The sequence below is a fragment of the Brevundimonas sp. GW460-12-10-14-LB2 genome (assembly GCF_001636925.1).
Lineage (GTDB): Bacteria > Pseudomonadota > Alphaproteobacteria > Caulobacterales > Caulobacteraceae > Brevundimonas > Brevundimonas vesicularis.
In genome coordinates, this window is record NZ_CP015511.1 from 3,077,709 (window position 1) to 3,098,027 (window position 20,319).

Consider the following 20,319-nt stretch of genomic DNA (forward strand, 5'->3'; position numbering starts at 1 on the left):
TGTTTCACAAGCGAAAGGCGGGCCGTCTTGCGACGACCCGCCCGTCATTCCGCCTGAAAGCAGGATCAGGCGTTCAGATCGACGTCCTTGCCTTCCTTGACCAGCAGGAAGCCCAGAACGACCGTCCCCAGGGCCACCACGATCGGGTACCAGAGGCCGGAATAGATGTTGCCCGTCGCCGCCACGATGGCGAAGGCGGTGGTGGGCAGGAAGCCGCCGAACCAGCCGTTGCCGATGTGATAGGGCAGGGACATGGAGGTGTAGCGGATGTTGGTCGGGAACATCTCGACCAGGGCCGCCGCGATTGGTCCGTAGACCATGGTCACATAGAAGCCGAGGATGAACAGGATCAGCACCACCATCGGCTTGTTGACCAGGGCGCTGTCGGCCTTGGCCGGATAGCCGGCGGCGGTCAAGGCCTCGCCCAGGCTCTTGTCCCAGGTTTTCTTCTGGGCGGCGAAGTCGGCCGGGGCCATGGCGTCGCCCCGGAAGCCGGGGATGACGGCCTGATCGCCGATACGCACCTCGGCGACGGTGCCGGCCGGGGCCGCGACGTTGGTGTAGGTCACGCCCGCCTTGGCCAGATAGGATTTGGCCACGTCGCAGGAGTGGTTGAACACCGTCTTGCCCACCGGATCGAACTGCAGATTACAGTCGGCCGGATCGGCATAGACCGTGACCGGCGCAGACGCGGCGGCGGCGGCCAGTTTCGGATTGGCGGCCTGGGTCAGGGCGTTGAACAGCGGGAAATAGGTCAGGGCCGCGATCAGGCAGCCGGCCAGGATGATCGGCTTTCTGCCCACCTTGTCCGACAGCCAGCCCCAGAAGATGAAGAAGGGCGAGGCGGCGACAAGCGCGATGGTCAGCAGCACATAGACCAGTGTGGCGTCGACCTTCATGACCCGTTCTAGGAAGAACAGGGCGTAGAACTGACCGGTGTACCAGATGACGGCCTGGCCGGCGGTGAGGCCCAGCAGGGCGATCAGCACGATCTTCAGGTTCGGCCATTTGCCGAAGCTGTCCTTCAGCGGGGTCTTGGAGCCCTTGCCCTCGGCCTTCATCTTCTTGAACGACGGGCTTTCGGCCAGCTTCAGGCGGATCCACAGGGAGACGCCCAACAGCAGGATCGAGACCAGGAACGGAATGCGCCAGCCCCAGGCGGCGAAGGCGTCCTCGCCGACCGCAAGGCGGACGCTCAGGATCACCACAAGGCTCAGCACCAGGCCGGCGGTCGCCGTGATCTGGATGAAGGAGGTGTAGAAGCCGCGCTTGCCCTGCGGGGCATGCTCGGCGACGTAGGTGGCGGCGCCGCCGTATTCGCCGCCCAGGGCCAGGCCCTGGATCAGGCGCATCAGCACCAGGATGATGGGCGCGGCGATGCCGATGACCGCATAAGGCGGCAACAGGCCGACGACGAAGGTCGACAGACCCATCAGCAGCATGGTGACGAGGAAGGTGTTCTTGCGCCCCCAAAGATCGCCCAGCCGCCCGAAGACGATGGCGCCGAAGGGCCGCACCGCAAAGCCGGCGGCGAAGGCCATCAGGGCGAAGATGTAGCCGGTGGTTTCGTTGACGCCTGAGAAGAACTGGACGGTGATGATCGCCGCCAGAGAGCCGTAGAGATAGAAGTCGTACCACTCGATGACGGTGCCGACCGATGAGGCGAGGATGACCAGGCGATCGCTGCGATCGACGGTGTGCTCCTCTCCTCCGGACGCAAGGGGTGCGTCGGTTGCCATGATCCATTTCCTCCCGTGTCGCCGTTATCGGCCGTTCTGCACATCCTTCAGGATGCGTGGACGCCGACATTGACCGAGAGCGGGGCGGGTGGAGAGAGCGACTTTGGTCGAGGATCGTCGGTCGCCAAGGCGACCTTGGGGTCGAGGATCGCCGGTCGCCAAGGCGACCTTGGGGTCGAGGATCGCTGGCGATCAGCCGTCGATGGAGATGACCGGGCCGAGCTTGGGTTGCGCCTTGCCGCGCCGGGCGCTGCGACGCTTCAGCCAGGCGCGGATGCGGGTCTGGATCGGATTATCGATCGCGAAGTGGAAGGCGAAGGCGAAGGCGACCGCCGCCACGACGCCCAGGCCCCACAGGCCCCATTGAACAAAGAGGGGCAAGGCGACGCGCGCCTCGACCGCATTGACCACGCCGAACCAGACGATGCGGACCACCTCGTTGGAGATGAACATGGAGAAGGAGACCATGGCGGCGGTCTCCACCCACTTCGAAGGCTTGGTCACAGGCACGGCGCCGGCGGCCAGGATGATGATCGAGATCAGGGTCAGGGCGACGAGGGCGTGCTTGTCGTGAAGCTGAAGCGCGAAGAAGCCGACGGCGGCCAGCACCCCGGCCCATCCGGCCAGGCGCGGGGCGATCCAGACCTTCTGGGCGAACCAGGCTAGGCACATGCCCAGGAAGAACAGCGGCAGGGCGCGGATGATGCCGTAGCGCATCGGCATCTGATAGACGGGATAGCCGAGGAACGACCAGCACAGCTGGTTGGCGATCAGATAGACGCCGACACCGACGGCCAGGGCCGACCACGGACCCAGACGCATCAGGCCGCGAATGATCCAGGGGAAGGCCAGATAGCAGCCAATCAGGGCCGAGATTGACCAGGTCGGGGCGTTCCAGCCCAGGCCGCCGTGCACGCCATAGGATTGCAGCAGCAGCAGCTGAGCCGGCAACTGATCCCAGGCGAACCATTCGGGATTGCGGGGCGGCGAGCCGGCGGCGGTCGCCAGCAGCACGAAGCCGACTAGCGACAAACCCATGATCAGATGCGCGGGGACGACGCGCAGGAACCGCTTCAGGAAGAAGTCGCCGGGCGACATTCGACCCTTGTCCACCGCCGCGCCATAGACGCGCATCAGCACATAGCCGCTGTCGATCAGGAAGAAGTTGGTCAGCAGGAAGCCGCCGCGTTCGAAGATCGGATTGATCAGATGGGCGAGCGGCTCGGGCCCTGCGGCCTGGAAGTGATGCAGGATGATCAGGAAGGCCACGATGAAACGCAGCGCGTCCAGCCAGCCGCCGCGGGCGATCTGAACTGTCTCATTGCGGGTCGAAATCAGGGACCAGGGCATCGTCAGCGCCTCCTTTGATCCCTCCACCGCAAGCGTCGGGCCAGTTCGCCTGTCAGGCGAACATCACGACAGCACCAGACGCATGAACTCCTCGCGGGTGCGGGGGTCGTCGCGGACGACGCCGATCAGATGGCTGGTCGACAGGCTGGCGCCCGGCGCATTGACGCCGCGTAGGGTCATGCAGCTGTGTTCGGCCTCGATGACCACGCCGACGCCGTGCGGCTTCAGCACGGTCTGGATGGCCTCGGCGATCTCGGAGGTCATCTTCTCTTGGATTTGCAGGCGCCGCGCGAAGCCGCGCACGACGCGAGCCAGTTTGGAGATGCCGACGACGCGGTCCGTCGGCAGATAGGCGACGTGCGCCTTGCCCACGACCGGCAGCATGTGGTGCTCGCAGAAGCTGACGAAGCGGATGTCCTTCAGCACGACCAGCTGGTCGTAGCCGCCGGTCTCCTCGAAGGTCTTCTCCAGATAGGAGAGCGGATCGACCTCATAGCCCTGGAAAAGCTCGCGGTAGCTCTTGGCGACGCGGGCGGGGGTTTCCAGCAGACCTTCGCGGTCCGGGTTGTCGCCGGCCCATTCGATCAGGGTGCGGACGGCGGCTTCGGCGTCGGCCTGGGAGACTTTGGAGGCGGGGGCGTCGGTCATGGCGGCCTAGATAGCGGAGCGCTTGAGGGAAGGGGAGAGGGCGAGCCGTCCCATTACGAGGCGGACGCGCGTTCAGACGGTGGAGTCGGAAAAAGAGAGTCTAATTCGTCTAATTCGTCTGAAATCGAATGGCTGGCGCTCCCCAAGGCGAAGGCGGGGAAGTCGGCATCGAAGCGGCGCCGTTCAAGGCCGCCGACGAGATTTTTCCATGGTCAGGTCTGCGCGAAGACGCGTGTGGTTAGCGGCCTGTTAACCATCCTGTCGGCATTTTCTGCCCAGTAGTTTGCGGGGAGCAGCCGATGAACGGCGCGGAAGTTCTGGACGTCGGGCGCGACGCCATCTGGCTGACGATCCAGCTGTGCCTTCCGGTGCTGCTGGTCGGGCTGGTGGTCGGCGTGGTGATCGGCCTGTTTCAGGCCCTGACGCAGATTCAGGAACAGACCCTGATCTATGCGCCCAAGATCATCGCCATCTTCGTCAGCCTGATTCTGTTCCTGCCGCTGATGGGCGCCCTGTTGGGCGGCTTCATGCGCCAGATCGCGGCCCGCATCGCGGGGATGTAGTGGACGCTTATGCGACCGCTGATCAGGTCTGGGCCGGGGGGCTGATCTTCGCCCGGATCGCGGCGATCCTGATGCTGATCCCCGGCTTTGGCGAGGCCTATGTGCCCCCGCGCGTGCGATTGTCGCTGGCGCTGGTCATCAGTCTGGCGCTGTGGCCGGTGGTGCGCGGTTCGCTGCCGGGCCTGCCGGACAGCATGGGGCTGATGGTCGGGTGGATCATCCGCGAGGTGGTCGTGGGCCTGATGATCGGCCTGCTGCTGCGCATGTTCATGAGCGCCCTGGCGACAGCGGGCGAGATCGTGTCGTTGCAGACGACGCTCAGCTTCGCCCAGACCGCCAATCCGATGCAGGCTCAGCCGGGTTCGACCATCGCCGCCTTTCTGGCCCTGCTGGGGGTGACGCTGCTGTTCGCCACCGACACCCACCACCTGTTCATCGCCGGCATGGTGGGCTCGTATCGGCTGATCTCGCCGGCCCAGCCGCTGATGATGGCCGACTTCACCCAGATGGCCGTGCGGACCCTGGGCGACAGCTTTATGCTGGGGGTGCAGTTGTCGGCGCCGGTGCTGGTCTTTGCTTTGATCTTCAACCTGGCGTCCGGCCTGGTGGCGCGGGTCATGCCGTCGTTCCAGGTCTATTTCGCCGCCGCGCCCTTGAGCGTGATCCTGGGCCTGTCGATCTTCGCGCTGAGTCTGGGTGCGCTGGGCACCCTCTTCATCGACCGCTACCGCCGTCTGGCGGAGTATTTCGTGCTGGGAGGCCCTGGTGGCTGAAGGCGCGGATCCCGAGTCGAAAACCGAAGAGGCGACCCCGCGAAAGCTTGAGGACGCCCGAAAGAAGGGCGATGCGGCCAAGTCGCCCGACGTCGCCCAGGTGCTGTCGCTGGCGGGGGCGGCGGCGGTGATCCTGATGGGGGGAGGCTGGTTCGCCTCGTCCATCGCCGAACAGATGCTGCCCTTCATCGCCGCCCCGCACGAGATGCTGGGGGTGCTGAACTCGGGCGCGGGCAACCAGATCATGGTGCGCGCCGTCTGGGCCGTGGCGCCCTTTTTGGGAGCCGTCATGCTGGCGACCATCCTGGGCGGAGTCGGGGGCAATGTCGCCCAGTCAGGCCTGATCTTCACGGCCGAAAAGCTGAAGCCCAAATGGTCGGCGGTCAGTCCGATGCAGGGGTTCAAACGCATCTTCGGCCCCGACGGCCTGGCGCAGTTCGTCAAGACCTTCCTGAAGCTGATCGCCGTGTGCGCCGTGTGCTGGATGGTGTTGAAGCCGCATCTGCGCGAGTTCGAGAACATGGCCGCGATCAGCCCGCTGGCGATCCTGCCGCTGGCGCGCGACATGGCGATCTCGCTGTTCGTGGCCTCGATCATCCTGCTGGGCGCCACGGCCGGAGCCGACTTCATCTGGCAGAAGATGCGCTTCGCCAAGCGGATGCGCATGACCAAGGAAGAGCTGAAGGAAGACTTCAAACAGTCCGAAGGCGACCCGCACATCAAGGCCAAGCTGAAGCAGATCCGCATGCAGCGCAGCCGCCAGCGGATGATGGCCAATGTGCCCAAGGCCACCGTCATCGTGACCAACCCGACCCACTATTCGGTCGCCCTGCGCTATGAGCCGGATCAGGGCGACGGGGCGCCGATCTGCGTGGCCAAGGGCGTCGACGCCTTGGCCCTGCGCATCCGCGAAGTGGCGACCGAGCACGGCGTGCCGATCGTCGAGAACGTGCCGTTGGCGCGCGCCCTGTACGCCACCGTCGAGGTGGACGAGGTTATTCCGCGCGAACATTTCGACGCCGCCGCCAAGATCATCGGCTTCGTCTTCCAGTCCCGTAAGCGCCGGTAAGGCGGCGTCAGGATTTGGGCGTATGATCGCAACACTGATTCGCGAGGCTGTATGACGTCCACCCGCCGCCCTTCGTTCGACCTGTTGTCCGGCGTGATGGCGTTCGGCGTCGTGGCGGCGATTGCGGCGTTGGCCTATCCGGCGTTTCGCGCCAACCCGACCTCGGCGCCGGGACTGGTGCTGATCCTGACCGTGGGCGCGATCGCCCTGATCGGTCTGTTCGGCTTCCGCCGGGCGGCGGACGCCAAGCCGAGCAGCGATGCGGCCATCGAGGTGCTGGACGCCATGGCCGAACCGGCGGCGCTGGTCTGGGATTCAGGACAGATCCTGGCCTTCAACGCCGCCTGGTCCGAGGCCAATGGCGCGACCGGCGCCCTGCCGCGCGGCAAGTCGGCCCAGGCCCTCTACATGGCCTTCGCCCAGGCGCGCAAAGGCGAGCCGGGCCGCGCCATCGTCATGATTGGACAGCGCGAGGTCGAGGTCGTCATCGGCCAGATCGGCGATGGAAAGACGGGCGAGGGCAGGTTCCTGATGCGCGCGGCGCCGGACGCCGTCCTGCCCATCGCCGCCGCGCCCGTCCACACGCCGGCCGCCGCAGCGACCGGCGAGGCGCGGGCCATGGCCGCCGGGGCGCCGTTCGGCTCGGCCGTGATCGGCGGCGACGACCTGTTTTCCGGCCGCGCGGAAGAGGCCAATCCGGCGCTTGCCGTTCTGACCGGACCGGGGGCGGCGCGCGATGCAGCCTTTGGTCATCTGTTCGATCCGGGCGGAATCGCCGAGGCGCGGCTGAAGCTGGCGGGCGGATCGTCGGGCCCGATCGAACTGGTCGCGCGGGCCTACCCCGACAAGATGCTGCATCTGTATGTGGCGCCCGAGGGCGACAAGCGGCGGATCTGGCTGTTCGACGTCTCGGGTCAGAAGTCGATGGAGCTTCAGCTCAACCAGGCCCAGAAGATGCAGGCGGTGGGCCAGCTGGCCGGGGGCGTGGCGCACGACTTCAACAATCTGCTGACGGCGATCCAGCTTCAGCTGTCGGGTCTGCTGGAACGGCACCCCGTGGGCGATCCTTCGTACGAGGGTCTGAACGAGATCCGTCAGACGGCCATTCGCGCGGCGGATCTGGTGCGCAAGCTGCTGGCCTTCTCGCGCAAGTCGACGGTGCGGCGCGAGCGGCTGGACCTTGGCGAACTGGTCGGCGAGTTCGCCATCCTGCTGCGGCGGCTGCTGCGCGAGGACGTGCGGCTGGAGACCGACTACGGACGCGACCTGCCGATCGTGCTGGCCGACAAGTCGCAGCTGGAGACGGCAGTGATGAACCTGGCCGTCAATGCGCGCGACGCCATGCGCGGCGTGGTCGAACCGGGCGCCGGCGTCGTCACCATCGCCACGCGCCGCCTGACGGGCGACGAGGCGCGAGCCCTGGGCTGGGTCGATGCGCCGACGGACGAGGTGGCCCTGATCGAGGTGTCGGACACCGGACCCGGCGTGCCGCCCGAACTGGCGGACAAGATCTTTGAACCCTTCTTCACCACCAAGGCGGTGAACGAGGGCACCGGCATGGGCCTGGCCACCGTCTATGGCATCGTGCAGCAGGCGGGCGGCCATATCACCGTCAGCAATATCGAGGGGGCTGGAGCCGCCTTCCGCATCTTCCTGCCGGCGGCGGGCGAGGCGGAACTGGCCGAGGTTCAGCCGGTCGAGGTCAAGGCCAAGGCGCCGCGCGACCTGTCGGGCGCCGGCCGCATCCTGTTCGTCGAGGACGAGGACGCCGTGCGCGGCATCGCCGCCCGGCTGCTGCGCCAGCGCGGCTATGAGGTGATCGAGGCCGCCGACGGCGAGGAGGCCCTGCTGCTGGCCGAGGAACACGCCGGCCAGATCGACATGATGATCTCCGACGTCATCATGCCGGGGCTGGACGGGCCGTCCTTGCTGAAGAAGGCGCGCAAATATCTGGGCGACGCGCCGGTCATGTTCATCTCGGGCTATGCCGAGAGCGACTTCTCGGACCTGCTGCAGGACGAGACGGGTGTGTCCTTCCTGCCCAAGCCGCTGGACATCAAGACCCTGGCCGAACGGGTGAAGCAGGAGCTGCACGCGGGCTGATCGCCCGCATGAAGGGCGGGGGTCAGGCCGCGCGGCGAAGCGCGGACGGCGCCTTGACATAAAGGCCCCGGCGGCCGTTCACGGCGCGGAAGGCGACCGTCTCGCCTTCCAGACTTTCGTCCACGCCCAGAAGCAGGCACCCGTCATCGACCAGGCGGCGCTCCAGCCCGTCGAGAAGACGCGCCCGGCGCGACGGCTCCATATCGGCCATGACATTGCGGCAGAAGATGACGTCGAAACGGGCGTCATCGGTCGGTTCGTCCAGCAGGTTGGCGCGACCGAAACGCACGGCGTCGGCCAGTTCGGCCTTGACGATCCACTGGTCTTCCCGCGGTTCGAACCAGCGCAGCATGGTCTTGGCCGTAAGCCCGCGCTGAATCTCGAAGCCGGTATAGAGGCCCGAGCGCGCCTTCTCGATCGCGCGTTGCGACAGGTCGGTGGCGACCAGATCGACATCGACGCCGATCTCCCTGGCCGTCATGGCGATGGACCAGGCCTCCTGGCCGGTCGAGCAGCCGGCCGACCAGATCTTGATCCGTCCGTCGGGCCGCGCCTTGGACAGGGCCGGCAGCAGTTCGGTTTCGAGAATGCGGAAGGGGGTGCGGTCGCGACGGAACCAGGTCTCGGCGTTCAGCAGGGCCTCGATCACCGACCAGGCCAGCGAGGCGACCGGATTGGCCCACAGGTTCGTCAGCAGAGCCTCGACATTGGCGTAGCCCTCACGCCGCGCGATCGGACCCAGCCGGTGTTCAGCCAGGTGGATCCGATCCCGCGACAGCCGATAGCCGGCGCGGGTGGCGAGAAGGGACTGCAGCTTGTCGAAGTCCTCTGGGGTCATGCGGCGATCGCTCCGACCTCCGTCAGCTTGGACTGCAGGATTTCGCCGTCGAACGGCTTCATCACATAGTCGTCGGCGCCGGCGGCCAGGGCTTCGGCGATCCGCTCGGGGCGGGTCTCGATCGTGCAGAACAGCACCTTGGGTTGCCTGCCGCCCGGCATGGCGCGCAGGCGACGCAGGAAGGTGATCCCGTCCATCACGGGCATGTTCCAGTCCACCAGCAGGACGTCGGGCATGGCGCCGGTGCAATAGGCCAGGGCTTCGGAGCCGTCCGCCGCCTCATCGACCTCATAGCCCAGGCCCTCGACGATGCGGCGCGCAACCTTGCGGATGATGCGGCTGTCGTCGACGATCAGGCAGGTTCGGAAGTCCAAGGTCGATCCCTCAATGACACGACGGCTTTCGCCCGTGGCGCATGGACTGTTTTTATCTCAAACGCCAGTTAATGAGTCGTTTGGAAACGCCTCAGGCAGGCATTCGCGCGACCAGTGCGACCTTTCCGTCTTCAACCTTGACGCGTAGAGCGCCGCCGGCCTCGTTCACGGTCAGCCACAGCCAGTAGGGCTGGATCCATTGACCGGCCAGGCCCTCGACCAGGCGTTCGCCGGCCAGACCCGTGACGGCCTCGGGCTTCAGCCGGGCGCGGGCGCCCTCGGCGAAGCCTTCCAGATAGAGCAGGCCGTTTTCCACCCGCGACTGAATGGTGGCGACGCCGCCCATCGGCAGGGCGCCGACGGTCAGATAGGCGAGGTTGGTCAGGGCGCGGGCCTGGGGCTTGGTGAACTCGCCGTCGGCGATGCGCCAGTCGAGCGAGGCGCGGCCCCCCTGGACCATGCCGGACACCAGGCCTTCGATCTCGCGGGCTGTGAACTTCTCGCTGGTGGTGGCGGCGCCGAAGGCGACGCGAGCGAAGTGAACCAGGGCGACCATCTTCCTGGCGCTCTGCTCGATCAGGGCCAGGGCGTCGTCGCGCATGTCCTGAGCTGTCGGGTCCTGCATCAGGTCGAGGCCCGAGACGATGGCGCCCGACGGGCTGATGAAGTCATGGCACAGCTTGGCCGCGATATAGGTCGCCAGCTCCGTCCCATCGACCGGAAGGTCCAGCGGAGCGGCGTCTGTGTCGTGGGGGGAGGTCATGATGTCTGGCGCGCTCAGGTCACAGTTCGTGTCGCGCGCGAAGTTGGAGTGATTTGCCGGTTCATGGAACCGCCCGGATGGTCTATCGACCCGCCAATGACGACCTCTTCCACACCTGCTCTTGAGCGCGATCTGACGTCCGGCGCGCTGTCCCTGGCCATCGCCGAGATCGCAGAGGAGGCCGCGCGGCTGATCCTGCCCTATTGGCGCGCAGGCACGGCGGTCGAGACCAAGTCCGACGACAGCCCGGTGACCCAGGCCGACCGGGCGGCCGAAGCCCTGATCCTGGAACGGTTGGCGGCCCTGTATCCGGGCGTGCAGACGGTGGCGGAGGAAGCCGTGTCGGCCGATGGCGCGCCTGAAACCGCCGAGGACTGGTTCTGGCTGATCGATCCGCTGGACGGCACGCGCGGCTTCGTGCGCGGCGGCGAGGCCTTCACCGTCAATATCGCCCTGATCCATGACGGCTATCCGGTCGCGGGCGTGGTGACGGCGCCGGCGACGGCGACGACCTGGCGCACCGACAAGCCCGAGGGCGGCGCCTTTCGGCGTCAGTTCGGCGCCCTTCAGGCCGGCGAGGCGCATTCGGGCGAGGACTGGCGTCCGATCCGGGTGCGCGACCGGCCGCAGGAAGGCATGGCCCTGCTGAGCCACAGCGTCACCGACGAAGAGGCGACGCGTCTGGCCGCCCGTCACGGCTGCTCGCGCTGGCAGGGGACGGATTCGTCGCTGAAGTTCTGCCTGATCGCCGAGGGGCGGTTCGACGCCTATCCGCGCACCGGTCCGACCTCGGAATGGGACACCGCAGCAGGCCAGGCGGTGTTGGAAGCCGCCGGCGGACGGGTTCTGGCCGATGACGGGCAGCGGATGGCCTATGGCAAGACGCGGTTCCTGAACGGGGCCTTCGTCGCCATGGGCGGCTGAGGTCTAGGACCTCAACAACGCCTCGGCGCGGTCGGCGAGGGCGTCGACGCCCATTTCCCGGGCCGTCATCGCCGCCTCGCCCAGGATCAGCCCCAGATCGGTCGGGACGACGCCGCCAAGCCGATGCCGCGCCAGCATGATCTCGGCCATGCCGATCTGATCGGCGGCCCAGTCGAGCGGCGTCGCCGTCGCCATGCGCGCCCGCAACCGGGTCTCCAGCGTCATCAGGGCGGTCAGGTTCTTGACCGCCTCTGCCAGTGCCACCTCACGCGTGATGCGCCGCTCGCGCGCCAGGGCGCCGATGATCAGTTCGCCGCCCTGCGTCAGGGCCTCCGCCTGGGTCAGCAGCATCAGCGGCTGGGCGTCGTCGCCGACGCGAAGCACCTGGATCGCGGCCCAATCCAGCGGGCTGTGATCCGGCGTGAACTGATCGGCGGCGGCGTCGAACATGATCCGCCCCTGATTGCGGGCCTCGTCATGCCCCGCGATGGCGGCCAAGGCCGACAGGCCAGCGCCGCATAGAGCCAGGGCGCGGGCGCGGGTCAGGGGGCGATGGTCAGGGGATGCGGCCTCGACCAGGGCGCCCAGGTCGCGGCCGGCCTGATCCAGAAGATGCACGTCGCGCTGCACCACGCCCATTTCCAGCGACAGGGCCGCGCGATCCATACGCAGATCCATGTCCTCGGCGTCGTCTCTGCGCACCGCCTCATCCATCAAGACAGCCGCCTGATGAAGGCGGGCGATGTCGCCGCTCAGCCGGGCGGTGCGGACCGTCAGCCGGGCGTGAAGCGCGGCCATGCTGATCGCGATGCGTCGGCTGCGCGGCTGTCCGACCGCCGCAAGGGTCGTCGCCGCGCGATCCAGACGGGCGGGATCGCCGCACAGATCAAAGCGCAGCATCAGCACCGCCGCCTTGGCCATGGCCGCCCGCGCGATCTGATCCTCGCCCACCGCTGAACGCGCCAGGCTGTCTGCGCAGCGTTCGGCCCGGTCCAGACTGTCGGCGGCGCCGGTGCGCCGGGCGTGTTCACGCCACAGGGCGCAGGCGCGGTTCTCGGTCTCGAAGGGACGGGCGCAGGAGACGCGTCCGGCGTCCGTGGCTTCGCGTCTCGCCTCGGCGCGCAGCAAATCCGCGCCGATCAGTTCGACCCAGCCCAAGTCTTCGCTCTCTCGCGCCTGGGCGAAGAGTTTTCGAAGATCACGGCCGAATTCGAACATGCTGGACCTCGGTTATCCCGCTTCGGGACGCAGACTGCGTCACCTGCGGCGTCCAATGCAAACGCAGCGCCGGGAATGCGGTTCGGCTTGGCCTTAAGCCGGCGACCTAGTCGAGTTTCGGCGTCTTCTGCTGGCAGCGTTGCAGGTTGGCGCGCGCCTCGGGCGCATCGGCGTTGAGCTGACGCACTGCGGCGATGCGCGCGCGGGTCTGATCGGCCTCGGCGGCCGGCGCCGCCTTGCCCGCCGCCGTCGCGGCCTGCATGGCCGCAAGGGACCAGTAGAGCGCGGCGTCATACAGCCGCCGCCCCTGGGCGCTCTCGCCGCCTTCAAGCTCCGACGCGGCCTGGGTCAGGCCCGCACAGCGCACCGCCTCCTCATACGAAACCAACCCCACGGAAGGGGCGGCCTGCAGCATAAAGACGGTGCTGGCGAGGGCGAGAAGCGTCGACATGACCTCAGAATGGCTCAGCTGCGTGACCAAAGGAAGTCGTTTGCGGCGCCGGCCTTAGCCGCGCTCCTTCGTCTTGGTGAAGGCGATCTTGGGGAAGCGTTCGCCGACATAGCCGGTTTCCCAGCTCGACTTGGCCAGGAAGACCGGGGCCTGGTCGATGTCGCGCGCCATCTGGGGACGATATTTGCCGCTGAAGTCCTCGACGTCCGCGTCGGAGCCCTCCGCGCCTGGAGCGATCCAGCGCGCCTCGGCGTAGGGGGAGGGTTCGAAGACCACGTCCAGGCCGTACTCCTCGCCCAGACGGTCGGCCATGACCTCGAACTGCAGCTGGCCCACGGCGCCGACGATGAAGTCCGAGCCGATTTCGGGACGGAACAGCTGGGTCACGCCTTCCTCGGCCAGACCTTCCAGCGCCTTCTTCAGGTGTTTGGCCTTCAGGGGATCCTTCACGCGAACCCGTTGCAGGATTTCCGGCGCAAAGTTCGGCAGGCCGGCGAAACGGACCACGCCGCTCTCCGACAGGCTGTCGCCGACGCGCAGCACGCCGTGGTTCGGAATGCCGATCACGTCGCCGGCGAAGGCGTCGTCGGCCAGTTCCCGATCCGAGGCGAAGAACATAATCGGCGCATTGACCGACAGGGACTTGCCGGTGTTCTGCACCTTCAGCTTCATGCCGCGCTTGAAGGCGCCCGACGCCATACGGAACATCGCGATCCGGTCGCGGTGGTTGGGGTCCATGTTCGCCTGAACCTTGAAGACGAAGCCGGTGACCTCGTTGGATCCCGGTTCGACCTCAGTCTCGACAGGGGCGGGGGCGTTGCGGGTCTCGGGTGGGGATTCCTTTTTGGCCTTCATGACCTTGGGCGCCGGGGCCCAGTCGCCGATGGCCTTCAGCAGTTCGTCGATGCCGAAGTGGCGAAGCGCCGATCCCCACAGTACCGGGGTCATGTGACCTTCCAGGAAGGCCTGGCGGTCGAATGCCGGATAGCCGCCCTCGACCAGTTCGACGGCCTCGGCAAGGTTGTCTTGCTCGCCCGCCTCGAAATACCGGGCCGCCTGGTCCAGCGGCAGGGCGGGGGGGTGTTCGGGATCCTCGGCTGAACCGGCGGCCTTGCGGGTATAGGGCTGGAACCGGCCGGTTCCGACCTCGACCATGCCGCGCAGGCGATTGCCGCTCTCGGCCGGCCACCAGATCGGGGCGGGGTCCAGCTGAAGGCGTGACGCGATGTCGTCCAGCAGAGCCATCGGGTCCTGGGCCTCGCGGTCCAGCTTGTTGATGAAGGTGATGATCGGGATGTCGCGCAGGCGGCAGACCTCGAACAGCTTCAGCGTCTGCGGCTCGATCCCCTTGGCGGCGTCCAGCACCATGATGGCGCAGTCGGCGGCGGTCAGGGTGCGATAGGTGTCTTCGGAGAAGTCCTCGTGCCCGGGCGTATCGAGCAGGTTGAACATCTTGCCGTCGTGCTCGAACGTCATGACCGAGGCGCTGACCGAGATGCCGCGCTCCTTCTCGATCTTCATCCAGTCCGAACGGGTGCGGCGGTTCTCGCCGCGCGCCCGCACCGCGCCGGCCGCACGAATGGCGCCGCCGGCCAACAGGATATGCTCGGTCAGGGTCGTCTTGCCCGCATCCGGGTGGGCGATGATGGCGAAGGTCCGGCGGCGCGCCGCTTCTTCAGGCAGGGTCAAGGAAGACATGGCGCGCGACTACCCTGCCGCGCGCCGAAAGTCACTCGTTGGCGGGAGATGGGGCGGATTCAGAGGGTGTTTGCGGAGGGGTTTCCGGCTCCGGCTCGCTGATCTGAGGCGCTTCGGCGTCTTGCGTGATCTCCGGCAAGGCCTGGCCCTTTTCGATGGCGGCGATCATGCCGCTTGCGAAGATGGAAGCGGCGCCGCCGTGCGGATTGTTAGCCACCGGTTTCAGCACCGCGATCGCCTCTTCCGGCTTGCCGGTTTTCACCAGGGCGTCCGCATAGGGGAAGCGCACCGCCGCCAGTTGAGGGGCGCGATCCAGCGCCAGGCCCAGGGTCAGCAAATCGTTTTCGTTAGGATAGCCGGGCTGGGTCCGACGGAGTTCGGACATCAGCATAAGGGTGCGGTAGTCGTTCTGACCGGCTGCATAGGCGCGAGAGAGATAGCCGCGCGCCTGGACGCGCAGCGCCTGAGCCTGGTCGTCGTCTTCGGCCTCGCGCGCTTGTTTGAGCCGCTCCTGCGCCAGGAACTGCAGGGCTTCGACATGGTTCGGATTGATTTCCAGCAGGCGTTGAAGCGCACGTTCGCCAGCGGCGCGATCGCCGAAATGGAGACCGGCATGGCCGGCTGCGAGCAAGGCCAAGGGATCGTCGCCATGCCGGGCCGCCAGCCTGGCGACCTCTTGGCCCAAGGCCTGGCGATCTTCGTCAGGGACGCCGATCTTGAGCCGTTGATTGATGAGCAGGAGATCATCGGCGGCGGGCGACAGTCGCGTGACGACGATGTCGGCCGTTGGGAACTGGCCGCTGAGCGTTCTGCCCATCAGGCGACCACGGGTGTAGCGTCGAAGCGCGACCTGAAGGTCACGAAGCGACATGCCAGTGGAAGCCTCCATCGCAGCTACGGAGTCCTCACCGCCCGAAACGCGCTTCAGATAGTCTTCCAACTGCTCCAGGCGCGCAGGATCGCTGATGAACCAGTGGGTCAGCAGCCAGGCGATCGGATAGTAGGTCGCTTTCTGACTCTCGGATCGAACTTCACCCGGACGCTTGGTCAGCAGGACATCAAGCGGGATCCAGGTTTCCGCCATAATCCAGTAGGCGCGGTTCTGGTTGAACTGGCCCAGCTGAACTTTCCGATCTCGGACGTCGATGTCTGCGGTCATGTAGTATTCGGCAAAGCCTTCGACGAACCACGCCGGGTAGGATCCGGGGAAGTTGCCCAGCATGAAGTGGTGGGCGTATTCGTGCATCAGGATGTCGTCGCCCGACATCCCGCCGTCGCCGTCGCCTCTGATGGCGACCGCAAAGATATCCTCTTCCGTCGGGAAGTAGGTGCCCATCGTGTTTTCACCGCTCTGCGGGTGCACACGCGTCAGGCCTCGGCGACCGCCGACGAGATAGATCGGCATTTTGCGCTGCGGCTCATCCGAGATCGAGCCGCCGTGTCGGACCTGCATGACACGATCGAAAATCTCGAGTTTTTGGACGTAATCGCGCAGGGCGCGCTCGCCGCCGTCGCTATAGACGATGAAGCGTTCGCTTTCGGCCCGCAGCCAGTCCGCCCGTGCTGGCTGAGCCATTGCGGCAAACACAATCGATCCCACCGCCGAAATGGCGCAGGTTACCAGCTTCGAACTCATACAATCAGTCCCGAACATCCCGTGAGGGCGAAGGTGCAACTTCCACGCGCCGACGTCCAGCCGATTGGTCCACGTAAAATAACCCCTCGCCACGAAGGGCTATCGGAGTCATGCTCGGTTCTGGAGGAGACGATCAGGCCGTCAGAGTCCGACGCTCCCCTCCCGGATCGATCCGGGATAATAGGGAAAGGACAAGGACGATGGCTGTCATCCATCCTCAAGACCGTATCGCCCATGCGCCGCGTGAGCGGGCGCCGCTGCATCCGGCGGTGGGGCTGGTCGTCGGCTTCGGCTTTATCGTAGCCGTGGCGACGCTGGTCCATGTGGTGTTCAACGCCGTCTTCTGACGGCGTTTCAGGCCGCGATCAGGCGGCCAGGCGGTTCCAAACGGCGCGGTCGGCAGAGACGGCGTCGAGGCGACGGCCCTTGGACTGAAGCTGGCGCATCACCTGTTCGGGCAGGGTGCAGAAACGCGGCTCGACCAGGTCGGGATTGCAGGCGGGTGCCGGCGCCGCGAACAGGGCGGCGTTCACGTCCGGGCTGCGCTCGGCGATCAGCCAGGCCAGGCGACGGGCGCGTTCGGGATCGTTGCGGTGAAGCAGCGGGTCCTCGGCGAACAGTTCGCAACCCAGTTCCAGCAGATAGTCCAGACCCAGCTTCTCGAACCGGCGCGCGTCGGCGGGCGTGACCGGGCAGGCCTCGTCCAGGTCGAACACGACATCGTTCAGAAGAAACAGCATGGGCGAGACGCTCGACTGGCCGGACGCGAGTTCGTCCGTAAGCTCACAATAGGCGCCGCCGCTTGCAGTCCCGTTCACGGACGCGGTTAAGAGTTTCTGACCAGCCGGCCGTCGCCTTGTAAGAAAAGCGACGGCGATGACGCGACGTTACCCTTGCGCCAATGTGCGGCCTCAGCTTACCTGATCACGCATTGTTACAGGCCGGCGTCGCGCCGGAGAGAGGCCGTCATGACGACCCATGAAGATCGCGCCGGGCTGAAGATCGCCAGCGAACTGATCGCCCTGATCGAGCAGGATGTACTGCCAGGGCTGGGGCTTGATGCGACGGCCTTCTGGAGCGGGGCGGCGGCGATCTTCGAGCGGTTCGCGCCCGAGAACCGGGCGCTGCTGGCGCGACGCGACGCCTTGCAGGCCCAGATTGACGACTGGCATCGGGCGCGGCGGGGCCAGCCGTATGATGTGGCGGCGTCGCAGGCCTTCCTGAAAAAGATCGGCTATCTGGTCGAGGTGCCGGCGCCGTTCACCGTTGGGACCGAAGGCGTGGACGCCGAGATCGCACGCATGGCCGGGCCGCAGTTGGTCGTGCCTGTGCTGAACGCCCGCTTTCTGCTGAACGCCGCCAATGCGCGGTGGGGCAGCCTTTATGATGCGCTTTACGGCACGGATGCGTTGGGCGACCTGCCGGCCGGCGGCGGCTATGACGCGGCGCGCGGCGCGCGGGTCGTCGCGCGGGCCAAGGCCTTTTTGGACGAGGCGGCGCCGTTGGCGGAGGGTTCGCATACGGATGTCGCCGGCTGGTCGGTAGTTGATGGCGCACTGTCGCCCGCGCTGAAGGATGCGGGACAGTTCGTCGGCTTCACGGGCGAGGCCAGCGCACCCGCCTCGATCCTGCTGGTCAACAACGGGCTGCACATCGAACTGGTGATCGACCGCAGCCACCCGGTGGGGCGCAGCGATGCGGCGGGGCTGGCGGACGTGGTGCTGGAATCGGCCCTGTCGACCATCGTCGATCTGGAGGATTCCGTCGCGGCCGTCGATGCGGCGGACAAGGCCGAGGCCTATCGCAACTGGCTGGGTCTGATGCGCGGCGACCTGTCCGCGACGTTCAAGAAGGGCGGCGAGACCCTGACCCGCGCCTTGGAGCCGGATCGCCAGTGGACCGCGCCGGACGGGTCCTCGGTGATCCTGAAGGGGCGCAGCCTGCTGTTCGTGCGCAATGTCGGGCATCTGATGACGACCCCGGCCATTCGTCTGGCGGACGGGTCGGAGGCGCCCGAGGGGATCATGGACGCCATCGTGACCAGCCTGATCGCCCTGTATGATATCAAAGGTCTGGGCGGGTTCGGCAACAGCGCGACGGGCTCTGTCTACATTGTCAAACCCAAGATGCACGGGCCGGAAGAGGCCGCCTTCACGGACAGGCTGTTCGATGCGGTCGAGGATCTGCTGGCCCTGCCGCGTCATGCGATCAAGGTCGGGGTCATGGACGAAGAGCGGCGGACCTCAGCCAATCTGGCGGCCTGCATCCAGGCGGTGAAGGACCGGATCGTCTTCATCAACACCGGCTTTTTGGATCGCACCGGCGACGAGATCCATACGGCCATGCAGTCCGGGCCGGTAGTGCGAAAGGCGGACATCAAGTCCAGCGCCTGGATCGCGGCCTATGAGGAGAGAAACGTCGCCATCGGCCTGAAATGCGGCCTGTCGGGCAAGGCCCAGATCGGCAAGGGAATGTGGGCGGCGCCGGACCGGATGGCGGACATGCTGGAGCACAAGATCGGTCATCCGAAGTCGGGCGCGAACACCGCCTGGACCCCCTCGCCGACGGCGGCGACCCTGCACGCGCTTCACTATCATGCGGTCGATGTGTTCGCGGTTCAGAAGGATGTCGCCGGGCGCGAGACGCCGGGGCTGGAGGCCTTACTGGCCCCGCCGCTGGCGAATGGCGTCAACTGGTCCGAGGACGAGGTGGCGGCCGAGCTGGACAACAACGCCCAGGGCATACTGGGCTATGTCGTGCGCTGGATCGACCAAGGGGTGGGGTGTTCCAAGGTGCCGGACATCCACGACATCGGCCTGATGGAGGACCGGGCGACGCTGCGGATCAGTTCGCAGCATATCGCCAACTGGCTGCTGCACGGGGTCTGTACGGCCGATCAGGTCGAGGCGGCCTTCCAGCGCATGGCGGCCAAGGTCGATGGTCAGAATGCGGGCGATCCGCTGTATCGGCCGATGGCGGCGGACCCGGAGAACAGTCTGGCCTATCAGGCGGCGCGGGCGCTGGTGTTCGAAGGCGTCGATCAGCCGAACGGCTATACCGAGCCGTTGCTGCATGCCTGGCGGTTGAAGGCCAAGGCGGCTCAGTCCGTCTGACGGGCCCTGGGCGGAGCGAGCGGTTCCGGCATCTCCGCTTCATCGTTGGCCATGACATCGTCGGCGGCGTCGTTGGCGGTTCGGGCAGGGCTTTGCGGGCCGGTCGGTCGCGGTGGCGAGCCGACGCCGTAGCCGAGGCGCTTCAAGGCCTCCTCGCCGTCCAGGCCGAAGGCGGTGCGTAGGCGAAGATCGGTCTGGGGCACCGGCACCTCGACGCCCGCCGCATCCAGGGCATCGGCGATCAGCCAGGTGTAGGCCGCGTGCATGGCCGCCGGGCGTTTGACGGCGTCGCGCGTCGGCCAGACCACCAGTTCGAACGATAGGCCCCGATCGCCGAAGGCCACCAGCCAGACCTGGCTCTTGCGGGCCTCCGTCTCCGGCAGGGTGAAGGGGCTGGCGCGGGCGGCGGCCAGAACCGCATCGCGCACCTGTCCCCGGTCCGAGCCATAGGCGACGGTGAACGGCACATGGATGCGGCGGGTGTCGCCCTTCATCGTCCAGTTGGTGACGGGCTGTTCGATGAAGCGCGAGTTGGGCACCAGGACATTGACGTTGTCGTTGGTGCGGACGCGTGTGGCGCGCGGGCCGATCTCCATGATGGCGCCGCGAATGCCGATGTCCTCGATCTCGATATAATCGCCGACCGATACCATCCGGTCGAAAATCAGGAACAGGCCGGAGACAAACTCCTTGACCACGCCCTGCAGACCCAGACCCACGCCGATGCCCAGCGCGCCGGCGAAGACGGTCAGGGACGACAGGTTCAGCCCTGCCGCCGACAGGGCCGACATGACGCCCACCGCGATGATGCCGTAGCCGGCCAGCCGCTCCAGCAGATAGATCGCCTGACGGCTGCGGTCCGAGCGCTCGCGCACCCGGCGCAGCGACCGCGTCACCAGCCAATGGGCGGCGAAGGCGATCAGCAGGATCACGCCCGCGCTGACCAGACCGCCCAGCGTCAGATTGATCCCGGCGATGCGGGCGATCTGCGACTGCTCAATGGTGTCGAGGTCCAGCTTCTGGATCGGATTGGTCATTGCGTCCTAGAGCGTCCGACGA

19 protein-coding genes are annotated in these 20,319 nt (G+C 66.7%); 7 read left to right on the forward strand and 12 right to left on the reverse strand.

Annotated features, from left to right (window positions below):
• Positions 1-65: 65 nt before the first annotated feature.
• From A4249_RS15210 to folE, 3 genes are all read right to left on the reverse strand, one after another.
• Entirely contained in the window at positions 66-1,739 is a 1,674-nt protein-coding gene (locus A4249_RS15210; RefSeq protein ID WP_066554179.1) for an MFS transporter, read from the reverse strand.
• 192 nt (positions 1,740-1,931) lie between these two features.
• Positions 1,932-3,089, reverse strand: coding sequence for an acyltransferase family protein (locus tag A4249_RS15215; RefSeq protein ID WP_066554182.1), 1,158 nt, complete (start codon positions 3,087-3,089; stop codon positions 1,932-1,934).
• A 63-nt stretch (positions 3,090-3,152) separates the two neighbouring features.
• The gene (gene folE, locus A4249_RS15220; RefSeq protein ID WP_055753859.1) at positions 3,153-3,737 is read right to left on the reverse strand and encodes a GTP cyclohydrolase I FolE; all 585 of its coding nucleotides are present in this window, start codon (positions 3,735-3,737) and stop codon (positions 3,153-3,155) included.
• 299 nt (positions 3,738-4,036) lie between these two features.
• On the opposite strand from folE, the gene fliQ reads away from it, so the two are divergent.
• From fliQ to cckA, 4 genes are read left to right on the forward strand one after another with little or no spacing between them, the layout of a single operon-like run.
• Positions 4,037-4,300 (forward strand): flagellar biosynthesis protein FliQ, encoded by a 264-nt coding sequence (fliQ, locus tag A4249_RS15225; protein ID WP_017505641.1) that lies wholly within the window; start codon positions 4,037-4,039, stop codon positions 4,298-4,300.
• Positions 4,300-5,073, forward strand: a complete 774-nt coding sequence (fliR, locus tag A4249_RS15230) for a flagellar biosynthetic protein FliR (protein ID WP_066554187.1) — start codon at positions 4,300-4,302, stop codon at positions 5,071-5,073. Before fliQ ends, fliR begins: the two co-directional genes overlap by 1 nt.
• Positions 5,066-6,142, forward strand: a complete 1,077-nt coding sequence (gene flhB, locus A4249_RS15235) for a flagellar biosynthesis protein FlhB (RefSeq protein ID WP_066554189.1) — start codon at positions 5,066-5,068, stop codon at positions 6,140-6,142. Before fliR ends, flhB begins: the two co-directional genes overlap by 8 nt.
• A gap of 51 nt (positions 6,143-6,193) precedes the next feature.
• Positions 6,194-8,245, forward strand: a complete 2,052-nt coding sequence (gene cckA / locus A4249_RS15240) for a cell cycle histidine kinase CckA (protein ID WP_066554191.1) — start codon at positions 6,194-6,196, stop codon at positions 8,243-8,245.
• A gap of 22 nt (positions 8,246-8,267) precedes the next feature.
• On the opposite strand, the gene A4249_RS15245 is transcribed toward cckA, so the two are convergent.
• The 3 genes from A4249_RS15245 to chpT form a co-directional block, all read right to left on the reverse strand.
• Positions 8,268-9,083: a CheR family methyltransferase gene (locus A4249_RS15245; RefSeq protein ID WP_066554194.1), complete on the reverse strand. Its 816-nt coding sequence runs from the start codon at positions 9,081-9,083 to the stop codon at positions 8,268-8,270.
• Positions 9,080-9,457 (reverse strand): response regulator, encoded by a 378-nt coding sequence (locus A4249_RS15250; RefSeq protein WP_066554196.1) that lies wholly within the window; start codon positions 9,455-9,457, stop codon positions 9,080-9,082. Before A4249_RS15250 ends, A4249_RS15245 begins: the two co-directional genes overlap by 4 nt.
• 91 nt (positions 9,458-9,548) lie before the next feature.
• A complete protein-coding gene (chpT, locus tag A4249_RS15255) occupies positions 9,549-10,220 on the reverse strand; it encodes a histidine phosphotransferase ChpT (protein ID WP_055806821.1) in 672 nt (223 codons plus the stop codon).
• 96 nt (positions 10,221-10,316) lie between these two features.
• On the opposite strand from chpT, the gene cysQ reads away from it, so the two are divergent.
• Positions 10,317-11,144, forward strand: a complete 828-nt coding sequence (gene cysQ / locus A4249_RS15260; RefSeq protein ID WP_017505648.1) for a 3'(2'),5'-bisphosphate nucleotidase CysQ — start codon at positions 10,317-10,319, stop codon at positions 11,142-11,144.
• 3 nt (positions 11,145-11,147) lie between these two features.
• Here the strand turns inward: cysQ and A4249_RS15265 are convergent, their stop codons facing one another.
• From A4249_RS15265 to A4249_RS15280, 4 genes are all read right to left on the reverse strand, one after another.
• Positions 11,148-12,362 (reverse strand): hypothetical protein, encoded by a 1,215-nt coding sequence (locus A4249_RS15265; protein ID WP_055806818.1) that lies wholly within the window; start codon positions 12,360-12,362, stop codon positions 11,148-11,150.
• 106 nt (positions 12,363-12,468) lie between these two features.
• Complete coding sequence (locus A4249_RS15270) at positions 12,469-12,813, reverse strand: hypothetical protein (protein WP_055806815.1); 345 nt, start codon at positions 12,811-12,813, stop codon at positions 12,469-12,471.
• Between the two features lie 54 nt (positions 12,814-12,867).
• Positions 12,868-14,511 (reverse strand): peptide chain release factor 3, encoded by a 1,644-nt coding sequence (locus A4249_RS15275; protein ID WP_055806812.1) that lies wholly within the window; start codon positions 14,509-14,511, stop codon positions 12,868-12,870.
• Between the two features lie 31 nt (positions 14,512-14,542).
• Positions 14,543-16,147: a hypothetical protein gene (locus tag A4249_RS15280; RefSeq protein ID WP_197458407.1), complete on the reverse strand. Its 1,605-nt coding sequence runs from the start codon at positions 16,145-16,147 to the stop codon at positions 14,543-14,545.
• A gap of 200 nt (positions 16,148-16,347) precedes the next feature.
• Between A4249_RS15280 and A4249_RS16830 the strand changes: the two genes are divergently transcribed.
• Positions 16,348-16,494 carry a hypothetical protein gene (locus A4249_RS16830; protein WP_165113816.1) on the forward strand — a complete coding sequence of 49 codons (147 nt, stop codon included), beginning with the start codon at positions 16,348-16,350 and terminating at the stop codon, positions 16,492-16,494.
• Positions 16,495-16,512: 18 nt separating this feature from the next.
• Here A4249_RS16830 and A4249_RS15285 read toward each other — a convergent pair whose 3' ends face one another.
• Positions 16,513-16,887 (reverse strand): hypothetical protein, encoded by a 375-nt coding sequence (locus A4249_RS15285; RefSeq protein ID WP_066554197.1) that lies wholly within the window; start codon positions 16,885-16,887, stop codon positions 16,513-16,515.
• Between the two features lie 228 nt (positions 16,888-17,115).
• Between A4249_RS15285 and A4249_RS15290 the strand changes: the two genes are divergently transcribed.
• The gene (locus tag A4249_RS15290) at positions 17,116-19,260 is read left to right on the forward strand and encodes a malate synthase G (protein WP_066554200.1); all 2,145 of its coding nucleotides are present in this window, start codon (positions 17,116-17,118) and stop codon (positions 19,258-19,260) included.
• Here A4249_RS15290 and A4249_RS15295 read toward each other — a convergent pair.
• Positions 19,248-20,297, reverse strand: a complete 1,050-nt coding sequence (locus tag A4249_RS15295) for a mechanosensitive ion channel family protein (protein ID WP_082854197.1) — start codon at positions 20,295-20,297, stop codon at positions 19,248-19,250. The genes A4249_RS15290 and A4249_RS15295 overlap by 13 nt on opposite strands.
• Positions 20,298-20,319: the final 22 nt, after the last annotated feature.

Excerpts from the sequence above, each read along its gene's own strand:
- A4249_RS15210 (WP_066554179.1), bottom strand. The coding sequence starts at position 1,739 with ATGGCAACCGACGCACCCCTTGCGTCCGGAGGAGAGGAGCACACCGTC.
- A4249_RS15215 (WP_066554182.1), bottom strand. The coding sequence starts at position 3,089 with ATGCCCTGGTCCCTGATTTCGACCCGCAATGAGACAGTTCAGATCGCC.
- folE (WP_055753859.1), bottom strand. The coding sequence starts at position 3,737 with ATGACCGACGCCCCCGCCTCCAAAGTCTCCCAGGCCGACGCCGAAGCC.
- fliQ (WP_017505641.1), top strand. The coding sequence starts at position 4,037 with ATGAACGGCGCGGAAGTTCTGGACGTCGGGCGCGACGCCATCTGGCTG.
- cckA (WP_066554191.1), top strand. The coding sequence starts at position 6,194 with ATGACGTCCACCCGCCGCCCTTCGTTCGACCTGTTGTCCGGCGTGATG.
- A4249_RS15245 (WP_066554194.1), bottom strand. The coding sequence starts at position 9,083 with ATGACCCCAGAGGACTTCGACAAGCTGCAGTCCCTTCTCGCCACCCGC.
- chpT (WP_055806821.1), bottom strand. The coding sequence starts at position 10,220 with ATGACCTCCCCCCACGACACAGACGCCGCTCCGCTGGACCTTCCGGTC.
- cysQ (WP_017505648.1), top strand. The coding sequence starts at position 10,317 with ATGACGACCTCTTCCACACCTGCTCTTGAGCGCGATCTGACGTCCGGC.
- A4249_RS15265 (WP_055806818.1), bottom strand. The coding sequence starts at position 12,362 with ATGTTCGAATTCGGCCGTGATCTTCGAAAACTCTTCGCCCAGGCGCGA.
- A4249_RS15270 (WP_055806815.1), bottom strand. The coding sequence starts at position 12,813 with ATGTCGACGCTTCTCGCCCTCGCCAGCACCGTCTTTATGCTGCAGGCC.
- A4249_RS15275 (WP_055806812.1), bottom strand. The coding sequence starts at position 14,511 with ATGTCTTCCTTGACCCTGCCTGAAGAAGCGGCGCGCCGCCGGACCTTC.
- A4249_RS15280 (WP_197458407.1), bottom strand. The coding sequence starts at position 16,147 with ATGAGTTCGAAGCTGGTAACCTGCGCCATTTCGGCGGTGGGATCGATT.
- A4249_RS16830 (WP_165113816.1), top strand. The coding sequence starts at position 16,348 with ATGGCTGTCATCCATCCTCAAGACCGTATCGCCCATGCGCCGCGTGAG.
- A4249_RS15285 (WP_066554197.1), bottom strand. The coding sequence starts at position 16,887 with ATGCTGTTTCTTCTGAACGATGTCGTGTTCGACCTGGACGAGGCCTGC.
- A4249_RS15290 (WP_066554200.1), top strand. The coding sequence starts at position 17,116 with ATGACGACCCATGAAGATCGCGCCGGGCTGAAGATCGCCAGCGAACTG.
- A4249_RS15295 (WP_082854197.1), bottom strand. The coding sequence starts at position 20,297 with ATGACCAATCCGATCCAGAAGCTGGACCTCGACACCATTGAGCAGTCG.